General features: G+C 66.5%; 19 protein-coding genes. 14 read left to right on the forward strand and 5 right to left on the reverse strand.

Annotated elements, in window-relative coordinates:
* Positions 1 to 2 precede the first annotated feature (2 nt).
* The 5 genes from hisF to hisB are packed head-to-tail and all read right to left on the reverse strand — an operon-like array spanning position 3 to position 3,247.
* Entirely contained in the window at positions 3 to 767 is a 765-nt protein-coding gene (gene hisF / locus AC1DGP_RS07815) for an imidazole glycerol phosphate synthase subunit HisF (protein WP_113515679.1), read from the reverse strand.
* A complete protein-coding gene (gene hisA / locus AC1DGP_RS07820; protein ID WP_441505082.1) occupies positions 764 to 1,519 on the reverse strand; it encodes a 1-(5-phosphoribosyl)-5-[(5-phosphoribosylamino)methylideneamino]imidazole-4-carboxamide isomerase in 756 nt (251 codons plus the stop codon). The genes hisF and hisA overlap by 4 nt, the downstream gene beginning before the upstream one ends.
* On the reverse strand, positions 1,507 to 2,163 hold the full coding sequence (hisH, locus tag AC1DGP_RS07825; RefSeq protein WP_441492007.1) for an imidazole glycerol phosphate synthase subunit HisH: 657 nt from the start codon (positions 2,161 to 2,163) through the stop codon (positions 1,507 to 1,509). The genes hisA and hisH overlap by 13 nt, the downstream gene beginning before the upstream one ends.
* Complete coding sequence (locus AC1DGP_RS07830; RefSeq protein ID WP_441492008.1) at positions 2,160 to 2,648, reverse strand: DUF2628 domain-containing protein; 489 nt, start codon at positions 2,646 to 2,648, stop codon at positions 2,160 to 2,162. Before AC1DGP_RS07830 ends, hisH begins: the two co-directional genes overlap by 4 nt.
* A gap of 11 nt (positions 2,649 to 2,659) precedes the next feature.
* Positions 2,660 to 3,247, reverse strand: coding sequence for an imidazoleglycerol-phosphate dehydratase HisB (hisB, locus tag AC1DGP_RS07835; RefSeq protein ID WP_113515683.1), 588 nt, complete (start codon positions 3,245 to 3,247; stop codon positions 2,660 to 2,662).
* 244 nt (positions 3,248 to 3,491) lie between these two features.
* Here hisB and hslV point away from each other — a divergent pair, with 244 nt between their 5' ends.
* The 14 genes from hslV (at position 3,492) to lnt (ending at position 17,399) form a co-directional block, all read left to right on the forward strand.
* Complete coding sequence (gene hslV / locus AC1DGP_RS07840) at positions 3,492 to 4,061, forward strand: ATP-dependent protease subunit HslV (protein ID WP_441505083.1); 570 nt, start codon at positions 3,492 to 3,494, stop codon at positions 4,059 to 4,061.
* A gap of 29 nt (positions 4,062 to 4,090) precedes the next feature.
* Positions 4,091 to 5,398 (forward strand): ATP-dependent protease ATPase subunit HslU, encoded by a 1,308-nt coding sequence (gene hslU / locus AC1DGP_RS07845; protein ID WP_476831949.1) that lies wholly within the window; start codon positions 4,091 to 4,093, stop codon positions 5,396 to 5,398.
* Complete coding sequence (murJ, locus tag AC1DGP_RS07850) at positions 5,398 to 6,987, forward strand: murein biosynthesis integral membrane protein MurJ (RefSeq protein WP_476831971.1); 1,590 nt, start codon at positions 5,398 to 5,400, stop codon at positions 6,985 to 6,987. Before hslU ends, murJ begins: the two co-directional genes overlap by 1 nt.
* 27 nt (positions 6,988 to 7,014) lie before the next feature.
* A complete protein-coding gene (trpS, locus tag AC1DGP_RS07855) occupies positions 7,015 to 8,064 on the forward strand; it encodes a tryptophan--tRNA ligase (protein WP_441492010.1) in 1,050 nt (349 codons plus the stop codon).
* 74 nt (positions 8,065 to 8,138) lie between these two features.
* The gene (locus AC1DGP_RS07860; RefSeq protein WP_069878559.1) at positions 8,139 to 8,633 is read left to right on the forward strand and encodes a universal stress protein; all 495 of its coding nucleotides are present in this window, start codon (positions 8,139 to 8,141) and stop codon (positions 8,631 to 8,633) included.
* Between the two features lie 95 nt (positions 8,634 to 8,728).
* Positions 8,729 to 9,289, forward strand: a complete 561-nt coding sequence (locus tag AC1DGP_RS07865; RefSeq protein ID WP_441492011.1) for a NifU family protein — start codon at positions 8,729 to 8,731, stop codon at positions 9,287 to 9,289.
* 63 nt (positions 9,290 to 9,352) lie between these two features.
* Positions 9,353 to 10,036, forward strand: coding sequence for a tRNA (adenosine(37)-N6)-threonylcarbamoyltransferase complex dimerization subunit type 1 TsaB (tsaB, locus tag AC1DGP_RS07870; protein ID WP_441505086.1), 684 nt, complete (start codon positions 9,353 to 9,355; stop codon positions 10,034 to 10,036).
* A gap of 52 nt (positions 10,037 to 10,088) precedes the next feature.
* Positions 10,089 to 10,586: a GNAT family N-acetyltransferase gene (locus tag AC1DGP_RS07875; RefSeq protein WP_441505087.1), complete on the forward strand. Its 498-nt coding sequence runs from the start codon at positions 10,089 to 10,091 to the stop codon at positions 10,584 to 10,586.
* Between the two features lie 85 nt (positions 10,587 to 10,671).
* Positions 10,672 to 11,478, forward strand: a complete 807-nt coding sequence (locus AC1DGP_RS07880) for a lysophospholipid acyltransferase family protein (protein WP_476831950.1) — start codon at positions 10,672 to 10,674, stop codon at positions 11,476 to 11,478.
* A gap of 115 nt (positions 11,479 to 11,593) precedes the next feature.
* Complete coding sequence (miaB, locus tag AC1DGP_RS07885) at positions 11,594 to 12,949, forward strand: tRNA (N6-isopentenyl adenosine(37)-C2)-methylthiotransferase MiaB (RefSeq protein WP_441492015.1); 1,356 nt, start codon at positions 11,594 to 11,596, stop codon at positions 12,947 to 12,949.
* 220 nt (positions 12,950 to 13,169) lie between these two features.
* Positions 13,170 to 14,258: a PhoH family protein gene (locus tag AC1DGP_RS07890; RefSeq protein WP_084652191.1), complete on the forward strand. Its 1,089-nt coding sequence runs from the start codon at positions 13,170 to 13,172 to the stop codon at positions 14,256 to 14,258.
* Complete coding sequence (ybeY, locus tag AC1DGP_RS07895; RefSeq protein ID WP_441492016.1) at positions 14,255 to 14,824, forward strand: rRNA maturation RNase YbeY; 570 nt, start codon at positions 14,255 to 14,257, stop codon at positions 14,822 to 14,824. Before AC1DGP_RS07890 ends, ybeY begins: the two co-directional genes overlap by 4 nt.
* Complete coding sequence (locus AC1DGP_RS07900; RefSeq protein WP_441492017.1) at positions 14,821 to 15,804, forward strand: hemolysin family protein; 984 nt, start codon at positions 14,821 to 14,823, stop codon at positions 15,802 to 15,804. Before ybeY ends, AC1DGP_RS07900 begins: the two co-directional genes overlap by 4 nt.
* Positions 15,804 to 17,399 (forward strand): apolipoprotein N-acyltransferase, encoded by a 1,596-nt coding sequence (gene lnt, locus AC1DGP_RS07905; protein ID WP_476831951.1) that lies wholly within the window; start codon positions 15,804 to 15,806, stop codon positions 17,397 to 17,399. The genes AC1DGP_RS07900 and lnt overlap by 1 nt, the downstream gene beginning before the upstream one ends.
* Positions 17,400 to 17,443: the final 44 nt, after the last annotated feature.

The following is a 17,443-nucleotide window of genomic DNA, read 5'->3' on the forward strand; positions in this document are numbered from 1 at the left end:
GCTCAATCCAGCCGCATCGCCAGCCCTGCCGCCGCCATATGGGCTTTGGCCTGGGGGATGGTGAAAGTCCCGAAGTGGAAGATCGAGGCCGCCAGCACGGCACTGGCATGGCCCTCCCGCACGCCGTCGACGAGATGGTCGAGCGTGCCGACACCGCCGGACGCGATGACGGGCACGGAAACCGCATCGGCAATCCGGCTGGTCAGGTCAAGATCGAAGCCTGCCCCGGTGCCGTCGCGGTCCATCGAGGTCAGCAGCAGCTCGCCGGCGCCGAGCGAGACCACCTCGCGGGCATAGGCGACGGCATCGAGCCCGGTCGCATTGCGGCCGCCATGGGTGAAGATCTCCCAGCGCTCCGGCGCCACCTTCTTGGCGTCGATCGCGACGACGATGCACTGATCGCCGAACTTTTCCGCCGCTTCCTTGACGAAGGCACGCCGCTGCACGGCCGCCGTCATGATCGCGACCTTGTCGGCCCCGGCCAAGAGCAGCTTGCGGATATCGTCGACCGTGCGGACGCCGCCGCCCACGGTGAGCGGCATGAAGCAGGCCTCTGCGGTGCGCGTCACCACATCGAACAGGATGCCGCGATCCTCATGGCTCGCCGTGATGTCGAGGAAGCAGAGTTCGTCCGCGCCGGCTGCGTCATAGGCCTTGGCGGCCTCGACCGGATCACCGGCATCGACGAGATCGACGAATTTCACGCCCTTGACGACACGGCCGTCCTTGACGTCGAGGCAGGGAATGATGCGGGTCTTCAGGCTCATGCCGCCTTCCCCTTGTCCGCCTGAGCGATCCGCGCCAGCGCTGCGGCCGGATCGATGCGCCCATCATAGAGCGCGCGGCCCGTGATCGCGCCTTCCAGAATAGCGGCGTCGGGGGCACAGAGGCGCTCGATATCGGCCATCGAGGCGAGCCCGCCCGACGCGATCACCGGAATGCTCAGCGCCCCGGCGAGCGCGATCGTGCCGTCCCAGTTGATGCCCTGGAGCATGCCGTCGCGCGCGATGTCGGTGTAGATGATCGCCGCGACGCCCGCGTCCTCGAAGCGGCGGCCAAGATCAACCGCGGCAAGCGAAGAGGTTTCGGCCCAGCCTTCGACCGCGACGAAGCCGTCGCGCGCATCGATGCCGACGGCGACCTGGCCCGGAAAGGCCTTCGCCGCTTCGCGCACGAAAGCCGGATCCCGCACCGCGGCCGTGCCGATGATGACGCGGCGCACGCCCTTGGTGAGCCAGCCCTCGACGGTCGCGATGTCGCGAATGCCGCCGCCGAGCTGCACCGGAAACGCGACCCGGCCGAGGATGGCCTCGACAGCTGCAGCATTCATCGGCTTACCGGCAAAGGCGCCGTCGAGATCGACGACATGGAGCCATTCGAAACCCTGCGCCTCGAATTCCGCGGCTTGCGCAGCCGGATCATCATTGAAGACGGTCGCCTGGGCCATGTCGCCTTGCTTCAGGCGAACGCAGCGACCGTCCTTGAGATCGATGGCGGGGAACAGAATCACGGTGTCCATCCCAAGAAATTGGCAATCAGCTTCAGTCCGAGCTTCTGGCTTTTCTCGGGGTGGAACTGCGTGCCGGCGATGTTGCCGCGCACCACCATGGCGGTGACGGGCCCGCCATACTCGGTCAGCGCTAGCACATCCTCGGCCCGCTCCGGCGTCAGCGCGTAGGAATGCACGAAATAGGCATGCAGGCCGCCCGGACCGGTCTCGATGCCGGCGAGCAACGGATGCTCGTCCTGCGCATGCAGATTGTTCCAGCCCATATGCGGGATCTTGAGGCTCTCGTCGGTCGGCCTGATCAGGGCGACATCGCCCGGAATCCAGCCGAGGCCGTCCGTCACCGTGTATTCGAGCCCACGGCTTGCGAGGAGCTGCATACCGACGCAGATGCCGAGAAAGGGGCGCTGCTTGCCGCGGACGACGTCCTCCAGAACCTCGACCATGCCGGAGACAGCATCGAGCCCGCGGCGACAATCGGCGAAGGCGCCGACGCCCGGCAGGACGATGCGATCGGCCGCACGCACGACCGCCGGATCACTGGTGACGCGAATAGTGGAGGCAATGCCGGACTCGGCCGCCGCACGCTCAAAGGCCTTGGCGGCAGAGTGCAGATTGCCGGATCCGTAATCGATGATGGCGACGGACTGGGTCATCGGCCTTGCGCCTCAGGAAAGAGTCCGATCACCGGGACTGCGCTTGAAGACTGGAAACGCGCAGGAACCGGCGCGGCTTCGCGCGGAGCCGGCGCGGGCCGGCTTTCGAGAGCCCGCTCGAAATAGCGTCGTTCGGCGCTCGCGAGATCGGGAGCCTCGATCACATCGGCAAGCCGCCAGCCTTTCCGCAGCAGCTTGCGCGCGATCAGGTTCCGGCCTTCGAGCCCGAGGAAGAGCCCGATGACGAATTGCGCCAGCAGCGCCGCACCGCTCGCGAGCCCGAGATCGCTCTGCGCGTAATACACGGCAGCCCAGACCAGCGCGAAGACGAGCGTCGCCAGCCAGAGCCGCTTCGCCAGCAGCCAGAAGCCCGTGAAGAGGAAGGCTGCCCAGGAGAATGTCTCGGGCAGGAGCCGCGCCTGCTCGATATCGTCGCGCTCGCTGCCGGAACCGGGCGGCGGAATCAGGACCGTATAGAACGCCATGTCATGGCCCCTTATAGCGCGCCCTTGGTGGACGGCACGCGGCCGCCTTCGCGCGGATCGACCTCGAGCGCGTGACGCAACGCCCGCGCCAACCCCTTGAAGCAGCTCTCGGCGATATGATGGGCATTGTCGCCGTAGAGTGTCTCGACATGCAGGGTCAGGCCCGCATTGATCGCGAAGGCCTGGAAGAACTCGCGCACCAACTCGGTATCGAACGTGCCGATCTTCTCGGCCTTGAAGCTCGTGCGGAACACCAGAAAGGGCCGGCCGGAGACGTCGACGGCGACGCGGGTCAGCGTCTCGTCCATCGGCAGATGCACGTCGGCGTAGCGGCGGATGCCCTTCTTGTCGCCGAGCGCCTGCTTTACCGCCTCGCCGAGCGCGATGCCCGCATCCTCGACCGAGTGGTGATCATCGATATGGGTGTCGCCTTTCACCGTGACCGCAAGATCGATCAGCGAATGGCGGGCAAAGAGATCGAGCATATGGTCGAAGAAGCCGACGCCTGTCGCGATCTCGGCCTTGCCCGTGCCGTCGAGCGAGAGCTTGACCGAGATATCGGTTTCATTGGTGCGGCGCTTCACTTCGCCCGAACGCATTTGAAAAGCCCTTGTGACCTTGCTGGCCGGTGCTTTAGCGCGCTTTCCGCTCGACTGAAATCAGCCGAGCGACAAGAATTCGCGCCAAAGTGGCTGCTGAAGCATGTTCTCGTCGCAAAAGTGCATCCCACTTTTGCGGGACATGCTCTAGCAGCGCGTTGACGCTCACGCCACCCGGCCGATTGTGCAGCGCCTGAAAAGCCCTACATCTGGCGGACGGCCGGAAACACTGGAAGACGCTCTGATGGATAACGACAACAAGGCCCCCGTGATGCACGCCACCACCATCCTGATGGTGCGCAAGGGCGGGCGCGTGGTGATCGGCGGCGACGGGCAGGTCTCGCTCGGCCCGACCATCATGAAGGGTAACGCCAAGAAGGTGCGCCGCCTCGCCAAGGGTGCGGTGATCGCCGGCTTCGCGGGCGCAACAGCCGATGCCTTCACCCTGTTCGAACGGCTGGAGACCAAGCTCGAGCAATACCCGACGCAATTGCTGCGCGCCTGCGTCGAGCTCGCCAAGGATTGGCGCACCGACCGCTATCTGCGCCGGCTGGAAGCAATGCTGCTGGTCGCCGACAGGGAGGTCAGCCTGCTGATCTCCGGCACGGGCGACGTGCTGGAGCCGGAAGCGGGCGAACATGGCTCGGTGATGGCCATCGGCTCCGGCGGCAACTTCGCCCTGGCAGCAGCGCGCGCGCTGGTCGATGTCGAGCCCGACGCCGAGACGATCGTGCGCAAGGCGATGAAGATCGCCGGCGACATCTGCGTCTACACCAACCACAGCCTCGTCATCGAGAGCCTCGACATCGCCTGATGTCCGCTGACGCCCAATCGGAAGTATCCATGACCTCTTTTTCCCCCCGTGAGATCGTCTCCGAGCTCGACCGCTTCATCGTCGGCCAGAAGGATGCCAAGCGTGCCGTCGCCATCGCGCTGCGCAACCGCTGGCGCCGTCAGCAGCTCGAAGGGCCGCTGCGCGAAGAGGTCGCTCCCAAGAACATCCTGATGATCGGGCCGACCGGCTGCGGCAAGACCGAGATCGCGCGCCGGCTGGCGCGCCTCGCCAATGCGCCCTTCCTCAAGGTCGAGGCGACCAAGTTCACCGAGGTCGGCTATGTCGGTCGCGACGTCGAATCGATCATTCGCGATCTCCTCGAGATCGGCATCAGCCTCGTCCGCGAGGCCCGGCGCAAGGATGTCCAGGCCAAGGCACATCTTGCAGCCGAGGAGCGCGTGCTCGACGCGCTGGTGGGGTCGACGGCCAGCCCGGCGACGCGCGATTCCTTCCGTCGCAAGCTGCGCGCAAACGAACTCGACGAAAAGGAGATCGAGGTCGAGATCGCCTCTGGCGCGAGCTCGACCCCGATGTTCGAATTGCCCGGCATGCCCGGTGCCTCGATCGGCGCGATCTCGCTCGGCGACATGTTCGGCAAGGCTTTCGGCCAGAAGGGCAAGCCGCGGCGCATCCTCGTCAAGGATGCCTATGGCCCGCTGATCGCCGAGGAGAGCGACAAGCTGATCGACCAGGACGCGATCGTCCAGGATGCCATCCGCGAGGTCGAGAATAACGGCATCGTCTTCCTCGACGAGATCGACAAGATCTGCGCGCGCGAGGGCCGAGGCGGCGCAGACGTCTCGCGTGAGGGCGTACAGCGTGACCTGCTGCCGCTGATCGAGGGCACCACGGTTGCCACCAAGCACGGGCCGGTGAAGAGCGACCACGTCCTGTTCATCGCGTCGGGGGCCTTCCATGTGTCGCGCCCGTCCGACCTGCTGCCCGAGTTGCAGGGACGCCTGCCGATCCGCGTCGAATTGCAGCCGCTCGATGTCGAGGATTTCAAGCGCATCCTGACCGAGACCGAGGCGAGCCTGATCAAGCAGACGGTCGCACTGATGGCGACCGAGGAGGTCACGGTCGACTTCACCCCGGACGCGATCGACGCCATTGCCCACATCGCCGTCGCGGTAAACTCCACCGTCGAGAATATTGGCGCGCGGCGGCTCCAGACCGTGATCGAACGGATTCTCGACGAGATTTCATTCACGGCCACAGACCGCTCGGGCGAGACCGTCACGATCGACGCGCCCTATGTCGAAGTGCGGATCGGCGACCTCGCCAAAAATGCGGATCTGAGCCGGTTCATCCTGTGATGCAGCCACCGGCGGAGCCGAGTCCTACCGGGTCGCGCCTTGCGCGCGATTCGGCGGTGGTCGGCGCTGCCACGGTGCTGTCGCGCCTGCTCGGCTTCGCCAGAGATGTGCTGATCGCGCGCCTGCTCGGTGCCGGCCCGGTCGCGGATGCCTTCCTGGCAGCCGTGCGCCTGCCCAATCTGGTCCGGCGCGTGCTCGGCGAAGGCGGACTGAATGCGCCCTTCGTACCGCTCTATCTCGACATCAAGGCTTCGCGCGGCGAAGCGGCGGCTCGTGGCTTCGCCGGAGAAGCCACGGCGCATCTCGGTCTGCTGCTGCTGGTGCTGATCGCATTCGGCGAAATGTTCACGCCCTGGCTGGTGCTGGGGCTGGCCGGCGGCTTTGCGAACGAGCCCGAAACGCTTGCGCTGGCCAGCCATTTTACCCGGTTGATGCTGCCTTTCCTGCTGCTGACGACGCTCGCCGCGTTGCTGGCTGCGCTGCTCAACGCCGAGCGCCGGTTCACGACGGCGGCTCTCGCGCCGGCATTGATGAACGCCATCCTGCTCGGCGTGCTGCTGGTCCAGCTCTCGCGGGGCGCAGAGGCCATGGTGAGCGCCAGTCTGCTCGCCATCTTCGTCAGCCTGACCGGGTTCGCCCATCTCGGCCTGATCCTGCTTCGATTGCACAGGATCGGGCTGCCGCGCCTCAGTCTGCGCTGGTCGCCTGACATGAGCCGCCTCATGCGCACCGGCGGCGCGACCCTGCTCGCGGCATCGAGCGCACAACTCGTCCTGCTGGTTGCGATGCAGATCGCCTCGACAGAAGGCGGAGCGGTCGCGGCGCTCTATTACGCCGACCGCATCTTCCAGCTGCCGCTCGGCTTCGTCGGCGTCGCGATGGGCACCGTCGTGCTTTCCGAAATGGCGAGCCATGAGAGTGCGCGGGACGATGCCATGCTCGGTCGTGCGCTGGCGCTCGGATTGGCGCTTGCCGTGCCGGCGGCCGTCGCGTTGGCCGCGCTGGCCGAGCCGATCGTATCGGTGCTGTTCGAGCATGGCCGTTTCGGCCCTGAAGATCGGGTGCGCACAGCAGGAGCCCTGGCAGCTTTCGCGCTCGGTCTTCCCTTCGCGGTGATGGCAAAGGTCTTCGGTCAGGTCTATTTCGTCCGGCGCATGCCACGTATCCCGCTGCTTGCTGGACTAGCCGCCGTCCTGGTGGCCGTTTTCTCCGGCTATGGCGCTGCGCCCGGCAAGGATGCCGCGACCGTCGCCGCCCTCGCAGCAAGCCTCGCCTTTGTTGCCCAGGCCGTTCTGCTGTCGCTCCATCTGCGGCGCCAGGGCCTGTGGCGGCCGAGCCTTGCAAGCCTGCGGCCGATCATCGCCATACTGGGCGCCAGCGCCATCATGCTGGGCGCGCTCCTCCTGCTTCTGCCGGCGCTGACGACCTCGCTCGCCCCGGGCGAGCCCCTGCTGTTGCGGATTGCGTCCCTGGCCGCGCTCTGTCTCGGCGGCCTCGCGGCCTATGGCCTTGCTGGCGCCCTCTTCGGCGCTTTCGGCCTCCCGCACTTGCGCCTTGCCCGCGCTTCCGCCAGAACGCCGCGTTCCTGATACCCGCTCGCGACAATGGAGCGCCTGATGGCCGAATTTCCCCAACGCGTCTTTTCCGGCATGCAGCCGACCTCGACGCTTCACCTCGGCAATTATCTCGGCGCGCTCACGAACTGGGTCGCGATGCAGGAGAGCTATGACTGCGTGTATTGCGTGGTCGACATGCACGCTATCACCGTCTGGCAGGACCCTGCCGAGCTGACGCGTGCCATCCGCGAGGTCACAGCGGCCTATCTCGCCGCCGGCGTCGACCCGAAGAAGAGCATCATCTTCAACCAGAGCCAGGTCGCGCAGCACGCCGAACTTGCCTGGGTGTTCAACTGCGTTGCCCGCCTCGGCTGGCTCAATCGCATGACCCAGTTCAAGGAAAAGGCCGGCAAGGACCGCGAGAACGCCTCGGTCGGACTCTACGCCTATCCGAATCTGATGGCGGCCGACATCCTGCTCTACAAGGCGACGCATGTGCCGGTCGGCGAGGACCAGAAGCAGCATCTCGAACTGGCGCGCGATATCGCGCAGAAGTTCAACAATGACTTCGCCGAGCAGATCGCCGCTCGCGGCCTCGGCACCGGCGAGCTCGGCTTCTTCCCGCTGCCCGAGCCGATGATCCAGGGCCCGGCGCCGCGTGTGATGAGCCTGCGCGACGGCACCAAGAAGATGTCCAAGTCGGACGCATCCGACTATTCCCGAATCAATCTGACCGATGACGCCGAAACCATCGCGCAGAAGGTGCGTAAGGCGAAGACCGATCCCGAGGCCTTGCCATCCGAGGAGAAGGGCCTTGAAGGCCGGCCCGAGGCCGAAAATCTCGTCGGCATCTATGCCGGCCTGAGCGGCGAAAGCAGGGCAAAGGTGCTCGGACAGTTTGGCGGCGGACAGTTCTCGGCCTTCAAGGCGGCGCTTGTCGATCTCGCCGTGACGAAGCTGGCGCCGATCGCCGGCGAGATGCGCCACCTGCTCGCTGACCCCTCCCATATCGATGGTATTCTCGGGCAAGGCGCCGAGCGCGCAGCAGAGATTGCCGCTCCGATCATGCGCGACGTCAAGGACGTGGTCGGCTTCGTCCGCGGCCGGTGACGCAGGTGGGCTTGCGCTGACGTTGCGGCGCAGGCCACCATGGGCTCTCCCGAAGCGGCGGCAGGTTTGAATCGATGGTGACGCGACGGCGGTCCTATGAAACGGGCCATCGCCCGAAATTCCTCGCGGTGGTCGACGATAGCGAAGAATGCGCCAAGGCCGTGCGCTTCGCCGCGCGGCGGTGCGCACGTATCGGCGCCTCGATCGTGCTGCTCGGCGTCATCACTCCGCCCGAGCACGAGACCTGGCTGGGTGTCGGTGAGGTGATGCAGGCCGAGGCGGAAGCGGAAGCCGAACGGCTGCTGGACGATGCGGCGGCAACCGTGCGCGCGCTCGCCGGGCTCGAGCCCGAGAAGGTTGTCCGCACCGGCGTGAAGTCGGACGAACTCGTCAAACTGATCGAGGCCGACGAGGACATCTCGCTGCTGGTGCTCGCCGCCGGCACCGGGCGCGACGGTCCAGGCCCGCTGGTCAGCGCACTCGCCGGCAAATCGGCCGGCACCTTCCCGATCCCGGTCGCAATCGTGCCCGGCCATCTCGAGGACGAGGAGATCGACGCGCTGGCCTGATCCGCAAGGCCGGGTTGGCGCTGGAATGATTCCAGCAACGCGCCTATATCGGGCTCAGGAACGGCGGCCTTGACCCGCCGGCACCGGAGGCCACCATGTTCATCCAGACTGAAGCCACGCCGAACCCGGCGACATTGAAATTCCTGCCCGGACGCACCGTCATGCCGGACGGCACCCTGGAGCTGCGCGACGCCGAGCAGGCCGACCGTTCGCCGCTGGCCTTGCGTCTCTTCGCCGTCACCGGCGTCTCCGGCGTCTTCCTCGGTTCCGACTTCATCACGGTCACCAAGTCGGGCGGCGAATGGCCGCATCTCAAGCCCGCGATCCTCGGCGCCATCATGGAGCACTTCATGTCGGGTGCGCCGGTCCTCTCGGACGGCTCGAAGGCCGATGTCACGGACGAAGGCGAATTCTTCGCGCCGGAGGACGCCGCCACGGTCGAGACGATCAAGGATCTGCTGGAGACACGCATCCGCCCTGCGGTCGCCGGCGATGGCGGAGACATCACCTTCCGCGGGTTCAAGGACGGCGTCGTCTATCTCGCGATGAAGGGATCCTGCTCGGGCTGCCCGTCCTCGACTGCGACGCTGAAGCACGGCATCCAGAATCTGCTGCGCCACTTCCTTCCGGATGTGCGCGAAGTCGAGGCCGTCTGATATTATTCGCCTGGGCATGATCTTGTCCGAACGCCGTTCTGCATTCCTCAGGATCGTGACCTGATGCGCATTCTCGCCATCGACACCGCGCTTGGCGCCTGTTCCGCCTGTGTCCTCGACATGGGCGAAACCACGCCCCTAGCACGCGAACAGGTTGCGATGGATCGCGGACATGCCGAGGCGTTGATGCCGCTGATCGAGCGGGTGATGAACACCGTCGACGGCGGGTTCGCCTCGCTAGACCGCGTCGCCGTGACCATCGGGCCGGGCAGTTACACCGGCCTGCGCGTCGGAATCAGCGCCGCACGCGCCATCGCGCTGGCTGCGGGAATCCCCGCCGTCGGCGTGACCACGCTGGCGGCAACCGCCGCGCCCCTCATTGGCAGGGAGTCGGGCCGCGTCGTCGCCGCCGCGCTGGACGCCAAGCATGGCCAGGTCTGGTTCCAGGCGCTGAGCTCGCAGGGCAAGCAACTCGTTTCGATTCGGCAGGTCAATTATCGGGATGCTGCGCGCGCGATCGGTGCCGGTCCGGTCAGCCTCGTCGGCTCCTCGGCGCTCGCCGTTGCGAATGAGGCCTGGGCGATCGGGCTCGATGCACTGGTCATCGACGATGCCAAGGCTCCGGATGTGACCTGGGTCGCACGACTGGGCCTTCTCGCCGATCCTGCCGCCGCGCCGCCGCGCCCGCTCTACCTCAAGGAGCCGGAGACGACACCGCAGGATCGCGCCCGCTTGCCGCGGCGCTGACGGCGTCCATTTCGACGTTTTGCCGGCTCCCGGGAACATGCGATCAAGCGGCATGGATTGGCTGCGTAAACTTCTGCACCCTCACGCTGCGCCGGCGCGGACAGCGCGCCTCGACGTGCGGCATGCACGCCATGTTGCGGCACTTCATCATCTCGGCGGCTTCGCCCGCGGCTGGGAGCCCGGAGAATGCGCGGGGCTTCTGGTGGACAGCGCCGTCGTCGCCGACGGCGTGTTCGCCGGCAACGAGCCTAACCCCGCCGGCTTCGTGATGTCTCGACGGGCCGTGGACGAGGCCGAGATCCTGAGCATCGTCGTCTCGCCCCGCCAGCGCGGCAGCGGACTTGGTCGCGCATTGCTCTCGGCCCATCTCAGCCAACTCGCTGGCCTGGGCGTCGCCCATGTCTATCTCGAGGTGGAAGACGGCAACGCCGCTGCCGACCGGCTCTACCGGCATTTCGGCTTTCGCGAGGTCGGGCGGCGCAAGGGCTACTATCCCAAGGCCGACGGCACGCGCGCCACCGCCGTCACCATGCGGCTCGATCTCGCGTGACAGCGGCAGCCACGTCGTCCATGAAGCGCACCGGATTTCTGTCCTTCACACTTTCGCGATCCGCGCGACGGGAGCCACGCCCCGCATGAATGGTTTACGCCCCGGCGCGATCCTGCGGCTCGTCCTGCTCGGTCTCGGCACTGTCGCGCTTGTCCCGGTGCAGCTCGTCGCATTGCGCCTTGGGCCACGCCATGGCTGGACCGTGCCGCTGTGGTTTCATCGGCTGGCCTGCACCTGCCTCGGTGTCCGGCGTCATGTCCGCGGCACCCCGCCGCCGAAGGGCGCAGGCGGACTGATCGTCGCGAACCATGTCTCCTGGCTCGACATTCCAGTGATCGGCGCCGCGCAGCCGCTTTCCTTTGTTGCCAAGGCCGAGGTTGCGACCTGGCCGTTGATCGGCTTCCTGGCCGCAGTGCAGCGCACGCTGTTCATCGACCGAACGCGCAAGACCGCAACCGCCGGCATCACCGCCCAGATGGGCAAGCGAATTTCCGACGGGCAGGCCGTGGTGCTCTTTGCCGAAGGCACCACGGGCGACGGCACGAGAACATTGCCGCTGCGGTCTTCCCTGCTCGGCGCCGTTCACGAAGCGCTCGGCCGCAATGACAATAACGGCGACATCACGGTCTATCCGCTCTCGATCACCTATACCGGCTTTCACGGGATGGCGGGCGGACGCGTCGAGCGTTCGTCGCTGGCGTGGTATGGCGATACGGAGCTCGCACCCCATCTTAAAGCCATGCTCAATTCCGGTGCGATCGACGTTGAGCTCGCATGGGGCGAGCCGATCCGCATGGGCCACGAGACCTCGCGGAAGGTCGCGACCCGGCGGGCGGAGCAGGCGATCCGCCGCGCTCGTCGCGAGGCGGTGACCGGACGGCCGGTCTCGTGAAGGTCATTGCGCGTATTGGCGCGGATGTTGCTTTGTGAAGGGCGCATAGCGCGAGGTCATTTTCACGGCGCGCGATCCAGAGTAAGGAGACGGTTTGGAGACCCGATCCGAAACGATGAAGAAAGTCCACATCAAGTCCTTCGGCTGCCAGATGAACGTCTATGACGGGCAGCGCATGGCCGACATCCTTGCCGCGCAAGGCTACGAGGAGACGGCGGCGCCGGAAGGCGCGGACCTCATCCTGCTCAACACCTGTCATATCCGCGACCGCGCGGTGCAGAAGGTCTATACCGAGCTCGGCAAGCTGCGCGACCTGAAGAACGGCCAGAACGCGGCCGGCCAGGAGACGAGAATCGTCGTCGCCGGCTGCGTTGCCCAGGCTGAAGGCGCGGAAATCCAGCGCCGGCAGCCTGCCGTGGACCTCGTCGTCGGCCCGCAAGCCTATCACCGGCTGCCGGAGCTGCTGGCGGAGGCGAAGCGCAAGCGCGTCGTCGACACGGACCTGCCGATCGACGACAAGTTTGGCTTTCTGCCAGCGCCGAAACCTGCGGCCATCCGGGGCCGCGGCATCTCGGCTTTCGTCACCATCCAGGAAGGCTGCGACAAGTTCTGCGCCTTCTGCGTCGTCCCCTATACGCGGGGCGCCGAATTCTCGCGGCCGGTCACGGCACTCGTCAGTGAGATCGAGCGGCTGGCCGATGCCGGCGTGCGCGACGTCACGCTGATCGGCCAGAACGTCAATGCCTATCATGGCGAAGGCCCCGACGGGCAGATCTGGGGCCTGGCGCGGCTGATGCACCGCGTCGCCGAGATCGCAGGCATTGCCCGCATTCGCTATACGACGAGCCACCCGCGCGACATGGACGACGATTTGATCGCCGCCCATCGCGACCTGCCGCAGGTCATGCCGTTCCTGCACCTGCCGGTGCAGGCGGGCTCGGACCGCATCCTGGCAGCCATGAATCGCAAGCACACGGCGGACGAGTATCGCCTGTTGATCGAGCGCGTGCGCAAGGCGCGGCCCGACATCGCGTTGTCCTCCGACTTCATCGTCGGCTTCCCCGGCGAGACCGAGGCGGATTTCGCCGAGACGCTGCGGCTGGTCGAGGATATCGGCTTCGCTTCGAGCTACACCTTCAAATACTCGCCCCGTCCGGGCACGCCCGCGGCCGAGCTGGAGCACCAGATCGCCCCGGAAGAGATGAGCGAACGGCTGCAGCGCCTGCAGGAGCGCGTCGAGCATCATCGGCAGGCCTTCAACCACGCCATGGTCGGCCGCACCGTCGATGTCCTGTTGGAACGTGCCGGACGTCACCCGGGACAGCTTGCAGGGAAATCGCCATACCTTCAGGCTGTGCAGATCGACACCAAGGCGAATCAGATCGGCGACATGGTGAAGGTGCTGATCGAACGGGCTGGCTCCAATTCGCTGTTCGGCCGCGAGGCCGGGCCAGAGGAGCTCGCCGCGTGAGCGCCAGATCACCAGGCCCAGCTTTCGAGCCAGTTCTCAATGCCTGTCATCAGGATGAGATCGACGCGTCCGGATATGCCGAAGGACTACCCGGCCTCACGCCCCTGTTCGGCCGGGCACGCGCGCCAGGGAGACGACTCTATTGGCACAGACTGACCAGGTGACCCCGAGATCCGATCGAGAGCCGCGCCGCGAGGGCGCATCGCCACGTGTCGAGAGCCTGACACGCGACGGGGTCCCCGCCACGGAAGTCGTGTTGTCCTTCGAGGATAACCGGCTGGCGAGTCTGGTCTTCGGTCAATACGACCAGAATCTGGCTCATCTTGAGCGCCGGCTCGGTGTCGTGATCAGCCCGAACGGCAACCATGTCACCGTCAAGGGCCCGCGCGAGACGGCCGAGCAGGCCGGGCGCGTGCTGAAGACGCTCTATACCCGCGCCAAGGCGGGCGCTCCGCTCAATCTCGGCGAGGTCGACGGAGCCATCGAGGAAAGCAACGTCCAGCGTTCGCTGTTCCCGGCGGAAAATACCGGCAAGGCCTCGTTCGAGGCGATCGTCACCCGCAAGCGCGGGCCGGTGCGGGCCCGGAATGCGGCGCAGGATGCATATCTGCGCCAGCTCAAGCGCCACGAGCTCGTCCTCGCGGAGGGGCCGGCCGGCACCGGCAAGACCTGGCTCGCGGTCGGGCATGCCGTCTCGCTGATCGAGCAGGGCGTGGTCGAGCGCATGGTGCTGTCACGTCCGGCCGTCGAGGCCGGCGAACGCCTCGGCTTCCTGCCCGGCGACATGCGCGAGAAGGTCGATCCCTATCTGCGCCCGATCTATGACGCGCTGAACGACTTCATGGAGGCGCGGCATGTCGAGCGCGCCCTGCAGACCGGCATGATCGAGATCGCTCCGCTCGCTTTCATGCGCGGACGGACCCTGACCAATGCGGTCGTGCTGCTCGACGAGGCTCAGAATGCGACCTCCGTGCAGATGAAGATGTTCCTCACCCGCCTCGGCGAGGGCTCGCGTATGATCATCACGGGCGATCCGAGCCAGATCGATCTGCCGTCGGGACAGCGCTCGGGATTGGTCGAGGCCGTGAGGCTCTTGGCCGGTGTGGAGGGCGTCGGCCATGCCCGCTTCGAGGAAGGCGACGTGGTCCGGCACGATCTCGTGCGCCGCATCGTGATGGCTTACGAGGATGCTTCCCGCCGAGAGCGGGATGAGCGCGAGGAGCGTGCCCGGTCCGTCGTCGCCGAGGCGGCGCCTGAAGACCACAGCGAGGGTCTGCGGCGCACATTGTCGCGGGAGAGGCCGCGATGAACGATCGACCTCGTTCGCGGCGCGCAGCGCCGCGAACGCAAAGCCTCGCGATCGACATCCGCCTGCAGTCGCGCCGCTGGCGCGAGCTCGCGGACCTGCGCGAGCGCGTCGCCCGGGCAACGGAGGCTGCGCTCACCGTCGCCGCCATCAAGCCGCTGGCCGAAGCAGAGCTCAGCCTTCTCTTCACCGACGACAAGCGCATCCGCATCGTCAATCGCGACTGGCGTGGCTTCGACAAGGCGACGAATGTGCTCTCCTTTCCAGCCGCCACGCCGGAGCGCATAGGCTCGAGCCCCGTCCTCGGCGATATCGTGCTGGCCTATGAAACCGTTGCGCGCGAAGCCGAGAGCGAAGGCAAGAGCATGGGCGACCATCTCAGCCATCTCGTCATCCACGGCCTCCTGCACGTGCTGGGCGAGGATCACGAGACCGAAGCCGAAGCGACGCGGATGGAAGGGCTCGAGATCGCCGCGCTCGCGAGCCTCGGCATCGCCAATCCCTATGCCGGCACCGAACCAGAAGCCGCTCCAGCGGCACAGACCAAGGCAGATCACCCCGTACCATGAGCGACGACAGTAGACCCTCCCCAAGTGAACCTCCCAGTCGCGGCCTGGCACAATGGCTGAGCCATTTCCTCGACCGGCTGGGCCTGCGGAACGGGGCAACGATTCGCGAGGACATCACCGAAGCGCTCGCCCAGGGGAGCGGGCAGCTCGCCGATCTGAGCCCGCAGGAGCGGGCCATGCTCTCCAATGTTCTGAGCCTGCGCGAGCGCCGCATCGCCGATGTCATGGTCCCGCGCGCCGACATCATCGCGGTCCAGTCCGAGGCAACACTCGGCGAATTGCTGGCCCTGTTCCGCACCGCCGGCCATTCGCGCCTCCCGGTCTATGGCGAGACGCTCGATGACCCCCGCGGCATGGTCCATATCCGCGATTTTCTCGATTTCATCGCAGCCCGGGCCAAACCCGGTCGCCGCGGCGCGCAGCCCGGAACGGCCGGCCCCAATCTCGGCGCGATCGATCTTTCCGTCACTCTGGCTTCGGCCAAGATCCTGCGGCCCGTGCTCTACGTGCCGCCGTCGATGCCTGCCGTCGATCTGCTGGTCAGGATGCAGGCCACCCGCACACATATCGCCCTCGTCATCGATGAATATGGTGGCACCGATGGCCTGGTCTCGATCGAGGACCTGGTCGAGATCGTGGTCGGCGATATCGAGGACGAGCATGATCTCGACACCGCGCCGACGATCGCGGTGGCTGGCGAGAACCGTTTCACCGCCGATGCCCGCGCGACACTCGAAGACCTGAAGGACGCAACCGGGATCGACCTTTCCGAGACTGACGTCGCCGAGGACGTCGACACGCTCGGCGGGCTCATCGTCACGCTCGCCGGGCACGTCCCGGCACGGGGCGAGCTGATCCAGGGGCCCGAGGGGCTCGCCTTCGAGATTCTCGACGCCGACCCGCGCCGCATCAAGCGGCTGCGCATCCATCGGAATGTTCCCACCGTCTCCGAGGCTCCTGCGACGACGGATCCCGGCTGATGCGCCTTGCCGCCCTGGCCGACAGGGTCATCCTCGCTTGGGGCTGGCCGAAGCGCCTGATCGCGCTCGTCGCCGGCGCCAGCGGCGCCCTCGCCCTGCCGCCCCTCGATCTCTGGCCACTGATCGTCGTGCCGATGACCATTGCGGTCTGGCTGATCGACGGCGCAGTCGGCACAAGTCGCGGGGCGCGCTTCCGCGCCGCCATGGCTGCCGGCTGGTGGTGGGGTTTTGGCTTCTTTCTCGCAGGACTGTGGTGGCTTGGTGCTGCCTTTCTCGTCGAGGCCGACAAATTCGCCTGGGCCATGCCGCTCGGCGTCATTGCCCTGCCCGCCTTCCTCGCCGTCTTTCCCGCCCTGGCCTTCGGTGCCGCCCGCCTGGTCTGGCCACATGGCGGCGGCCGCATCCTCATCCTCGCCGTCGCGCTCGCCTTGAGCGAGTGGCTGCGCGGGCATGTGCTGACGGGCTTTCCCTGGAACGTCTACGGCATGATGCTGGCCGGTCAGCCATGGATTGCGCAGTTCGCCTCAGTCGCCGGCCTTTACGGCCTGACCTTGGTGGCGGTCGCGCTCGGCGCAGTGCCGGCGATGCTCGGCACCGGCAAGCCGGGCCCGGAGCGCTGGCAGGCGCCAGTTCTGGCGCTCGCGGTCCTGTGCGGGCTGCTCGGCTTTGGTGCTTGGCGCATTCCCGCCGCGCCATCGCCCACCGTCCCCGGCGTGAAACTTCGCCTGATGCAGCCCAATCTGCCGCAGGACGCCAAGTTCAATCCGCGCAACGGCGAAGCGATCCTCAACCGCTATCTTGCGCTCAGCGACCGGGCGACAAGTCCCGCGACTCTGGGCGTCCAGGACGTCACCCATCTGATCTGGCCGGAATCGGCCTTCCCTTTCCTGCTCGGACGAACCCCGGGCGCGCTGTCGCGGATCGCGGCCCTGCTGCCGCCGAACACAACCTTGATCACCGGCGCAGCCCGCGCCGGCGAAACGCTGCCGGGCGAAAGTCGGCCGCCGATCTTCAATTCGGTCCAGGTTGTCGACGATCAGGGCGTGATCGTCGCGAGCTATGACAAGGTCCATCTCGTGCCGTTCGGGGAATACCTGCCCGCGTTCCTCGAGACGCTGATCCGCAGTGTCGGACTGTCCGAATTCGTCGCCGTTCCCGGCGGTTTCACGGCCGGCGCCCGCCGGACACCGCTCACCGTGCGCGGCTTGCCGCCGGTCGCATCGCTGATCTGCTATGAGGCCGTGTTTCCCGGCGAGGTGATGCCGCAGGGCCCGAGACCCGGCTTCATGCTCAATCTCACGAATGACGGCTGGTTCGGTCAGACGAGCGGTCCTTACCAGCATCTCGCCCAGGCCCGGTTGCGGGCCGTCGAGCAGGGATTGCCCCTGGTGCGCGTCGCCAATACCGGCATATCCGCCGTGATCGACGCCTATGGCCGGATCACCGGCAGCCTGCCGCTCGGGAGCGAGGGGGTGCTTGACTCGGCCCTGCCCAGTCACGCCTCTGTTACGCCTTACGCGCAGCTCGGGGATGTCATTTTTGCAGGCCTTGTTGTAATATTCTTGCTCATCTCGCGGTTGCGACTTTCAAAATAATTCCAACTGGAACTATTCCCAGCGCGGAAGATGTCGTTTAAGAA

The organism is Allobosea sp. 05T433, assembly GCF_056396065.1.

Excerpts from the sequence above, each read along its gene's own strand:
- hisB (WP_113515683.1), bottom strand. The coding sequence starts at position 3,247 with ATGCGTTCGGGCGAAGTGAAGCGCCGCACCAATGAAACCGATATCTCG.
- AC1DGP_RS07865 (WP_441492011.1), top strand. The coding sequence starts at position 8,729 with ATGTTCATCCAGACTGAAGCCACGCCGAACCCGGCGACATTGAAATTC.
- trpS (WP_441492010.1), top strand. The coding sequence starts at position 7,015 with ATGGCCGAATTTCCCCAACGCGTCTTTTCCGGCATGCAGCCGACCTCG.
- hslV (WP_441505083.1), top strand. The coding sequence starts at position 3,492 with ATGGATAACGACAACAAGGCCCCCGTGATGCACGCCACCACCATCCTG.
- AC1DGP_RS07875 (WP_441505087.1), top strand. The coding sequence starts at position 10,089 with ATGGATTGGCTGCGTAAACTTCTGCACCCTCACGCTGCGCCGGCGCGG.
- AC1DGP_RS07900 (WP_441492017.1), top strand. The coding sequence starts at position 14,821 with ATGAGCGACGACAGTAGACCCTCCCCAAGTGAACCTCCCAGTCGCGGC.
- murJ (WP_476831971.1), top strand. The coding sequence starts at position 5,398 with ATGCAGCCACCGGCGGAGCCGAGTCCTACCGGGTCGCGCCTTGCGCGC.
- miaB (WP_441492015.1), top strand. The coding sequence starts at position 11,594 with ATGAAGAAAGTCCACATCAAGTCCTTCGGCTGCCAGATGAACGTCTAT.
- ybeY (WP_441492016.1), top strand. The coding sequence starts at position 14,255 with ATGAACGATCGACCTCGTTCGCGGCGCGCAGCGCCGCGAACGCAAAGC.
- hslU (WP_476831949.1), top strand. The coding sequence starts at position 4,091 with ATGACCTCTTTTTCCCCCCGTGAGATCGTCTCCGAGCTCGACCGCTTC.
- tsaB (WP_441505086.1), top strand. The coding sequence starts at position 9,353 with ATGCGCATTCTCGCCATCGACACCGCGCTTGGCGCCTGTTCCGCCTGT.
- AC1DGP_RS07880 (WP_476831950.1), top strand. The coding sequence starts at position 10,672 with ATGAATGGTTTACGCCCCGGCGCGATCCTGCGGCTCGTCCTGCTCGGT.
- hisH (WP_441492007.1), bottom strand. The coding sequence starts at position 2,163 with ATGACCCAGTCCGTCGCCATCATCGATTACGGATCCGGCAATCTGCAC.
- AC1DGP_RS07860 (WP_069878559.1), top strand. The coding sequence starts at position 8,139 with ATGGTGACGCGACGGCGGTCCTATGAAACGGGCCATCGCCCGAAATTC.
- lnt (WP_476831951.1), top strand. The coding sequence starts at position 15,804 with ATGCGCCTTGCCGCCCTGGCCGACAGGGTCATCCTCGCTTGGGGCTGG.
- hisA (WP_441505082.1), bottom strand. The coding sequence starts at position 1,519 with ATGGACACCGTGATTCTGTTCCCCGCCATCGATCTCAAGGACGGTCGC.
- AC1DGP_RS07830 (WP_441492008.1), bottom strand. The coding sequence starts at position 2,648 with ATGGCGTTCTATACGGTCCTGATTCCGCCGCCCGGTTCCGGCAGCGAG.
- hisF (WP_113515679.1), bottom strand. The coding sequence starts at position 767 with ATGAGCCTGAAGACCCGCATCATTCCCTGCCTCGACGTCAAGGACGGC.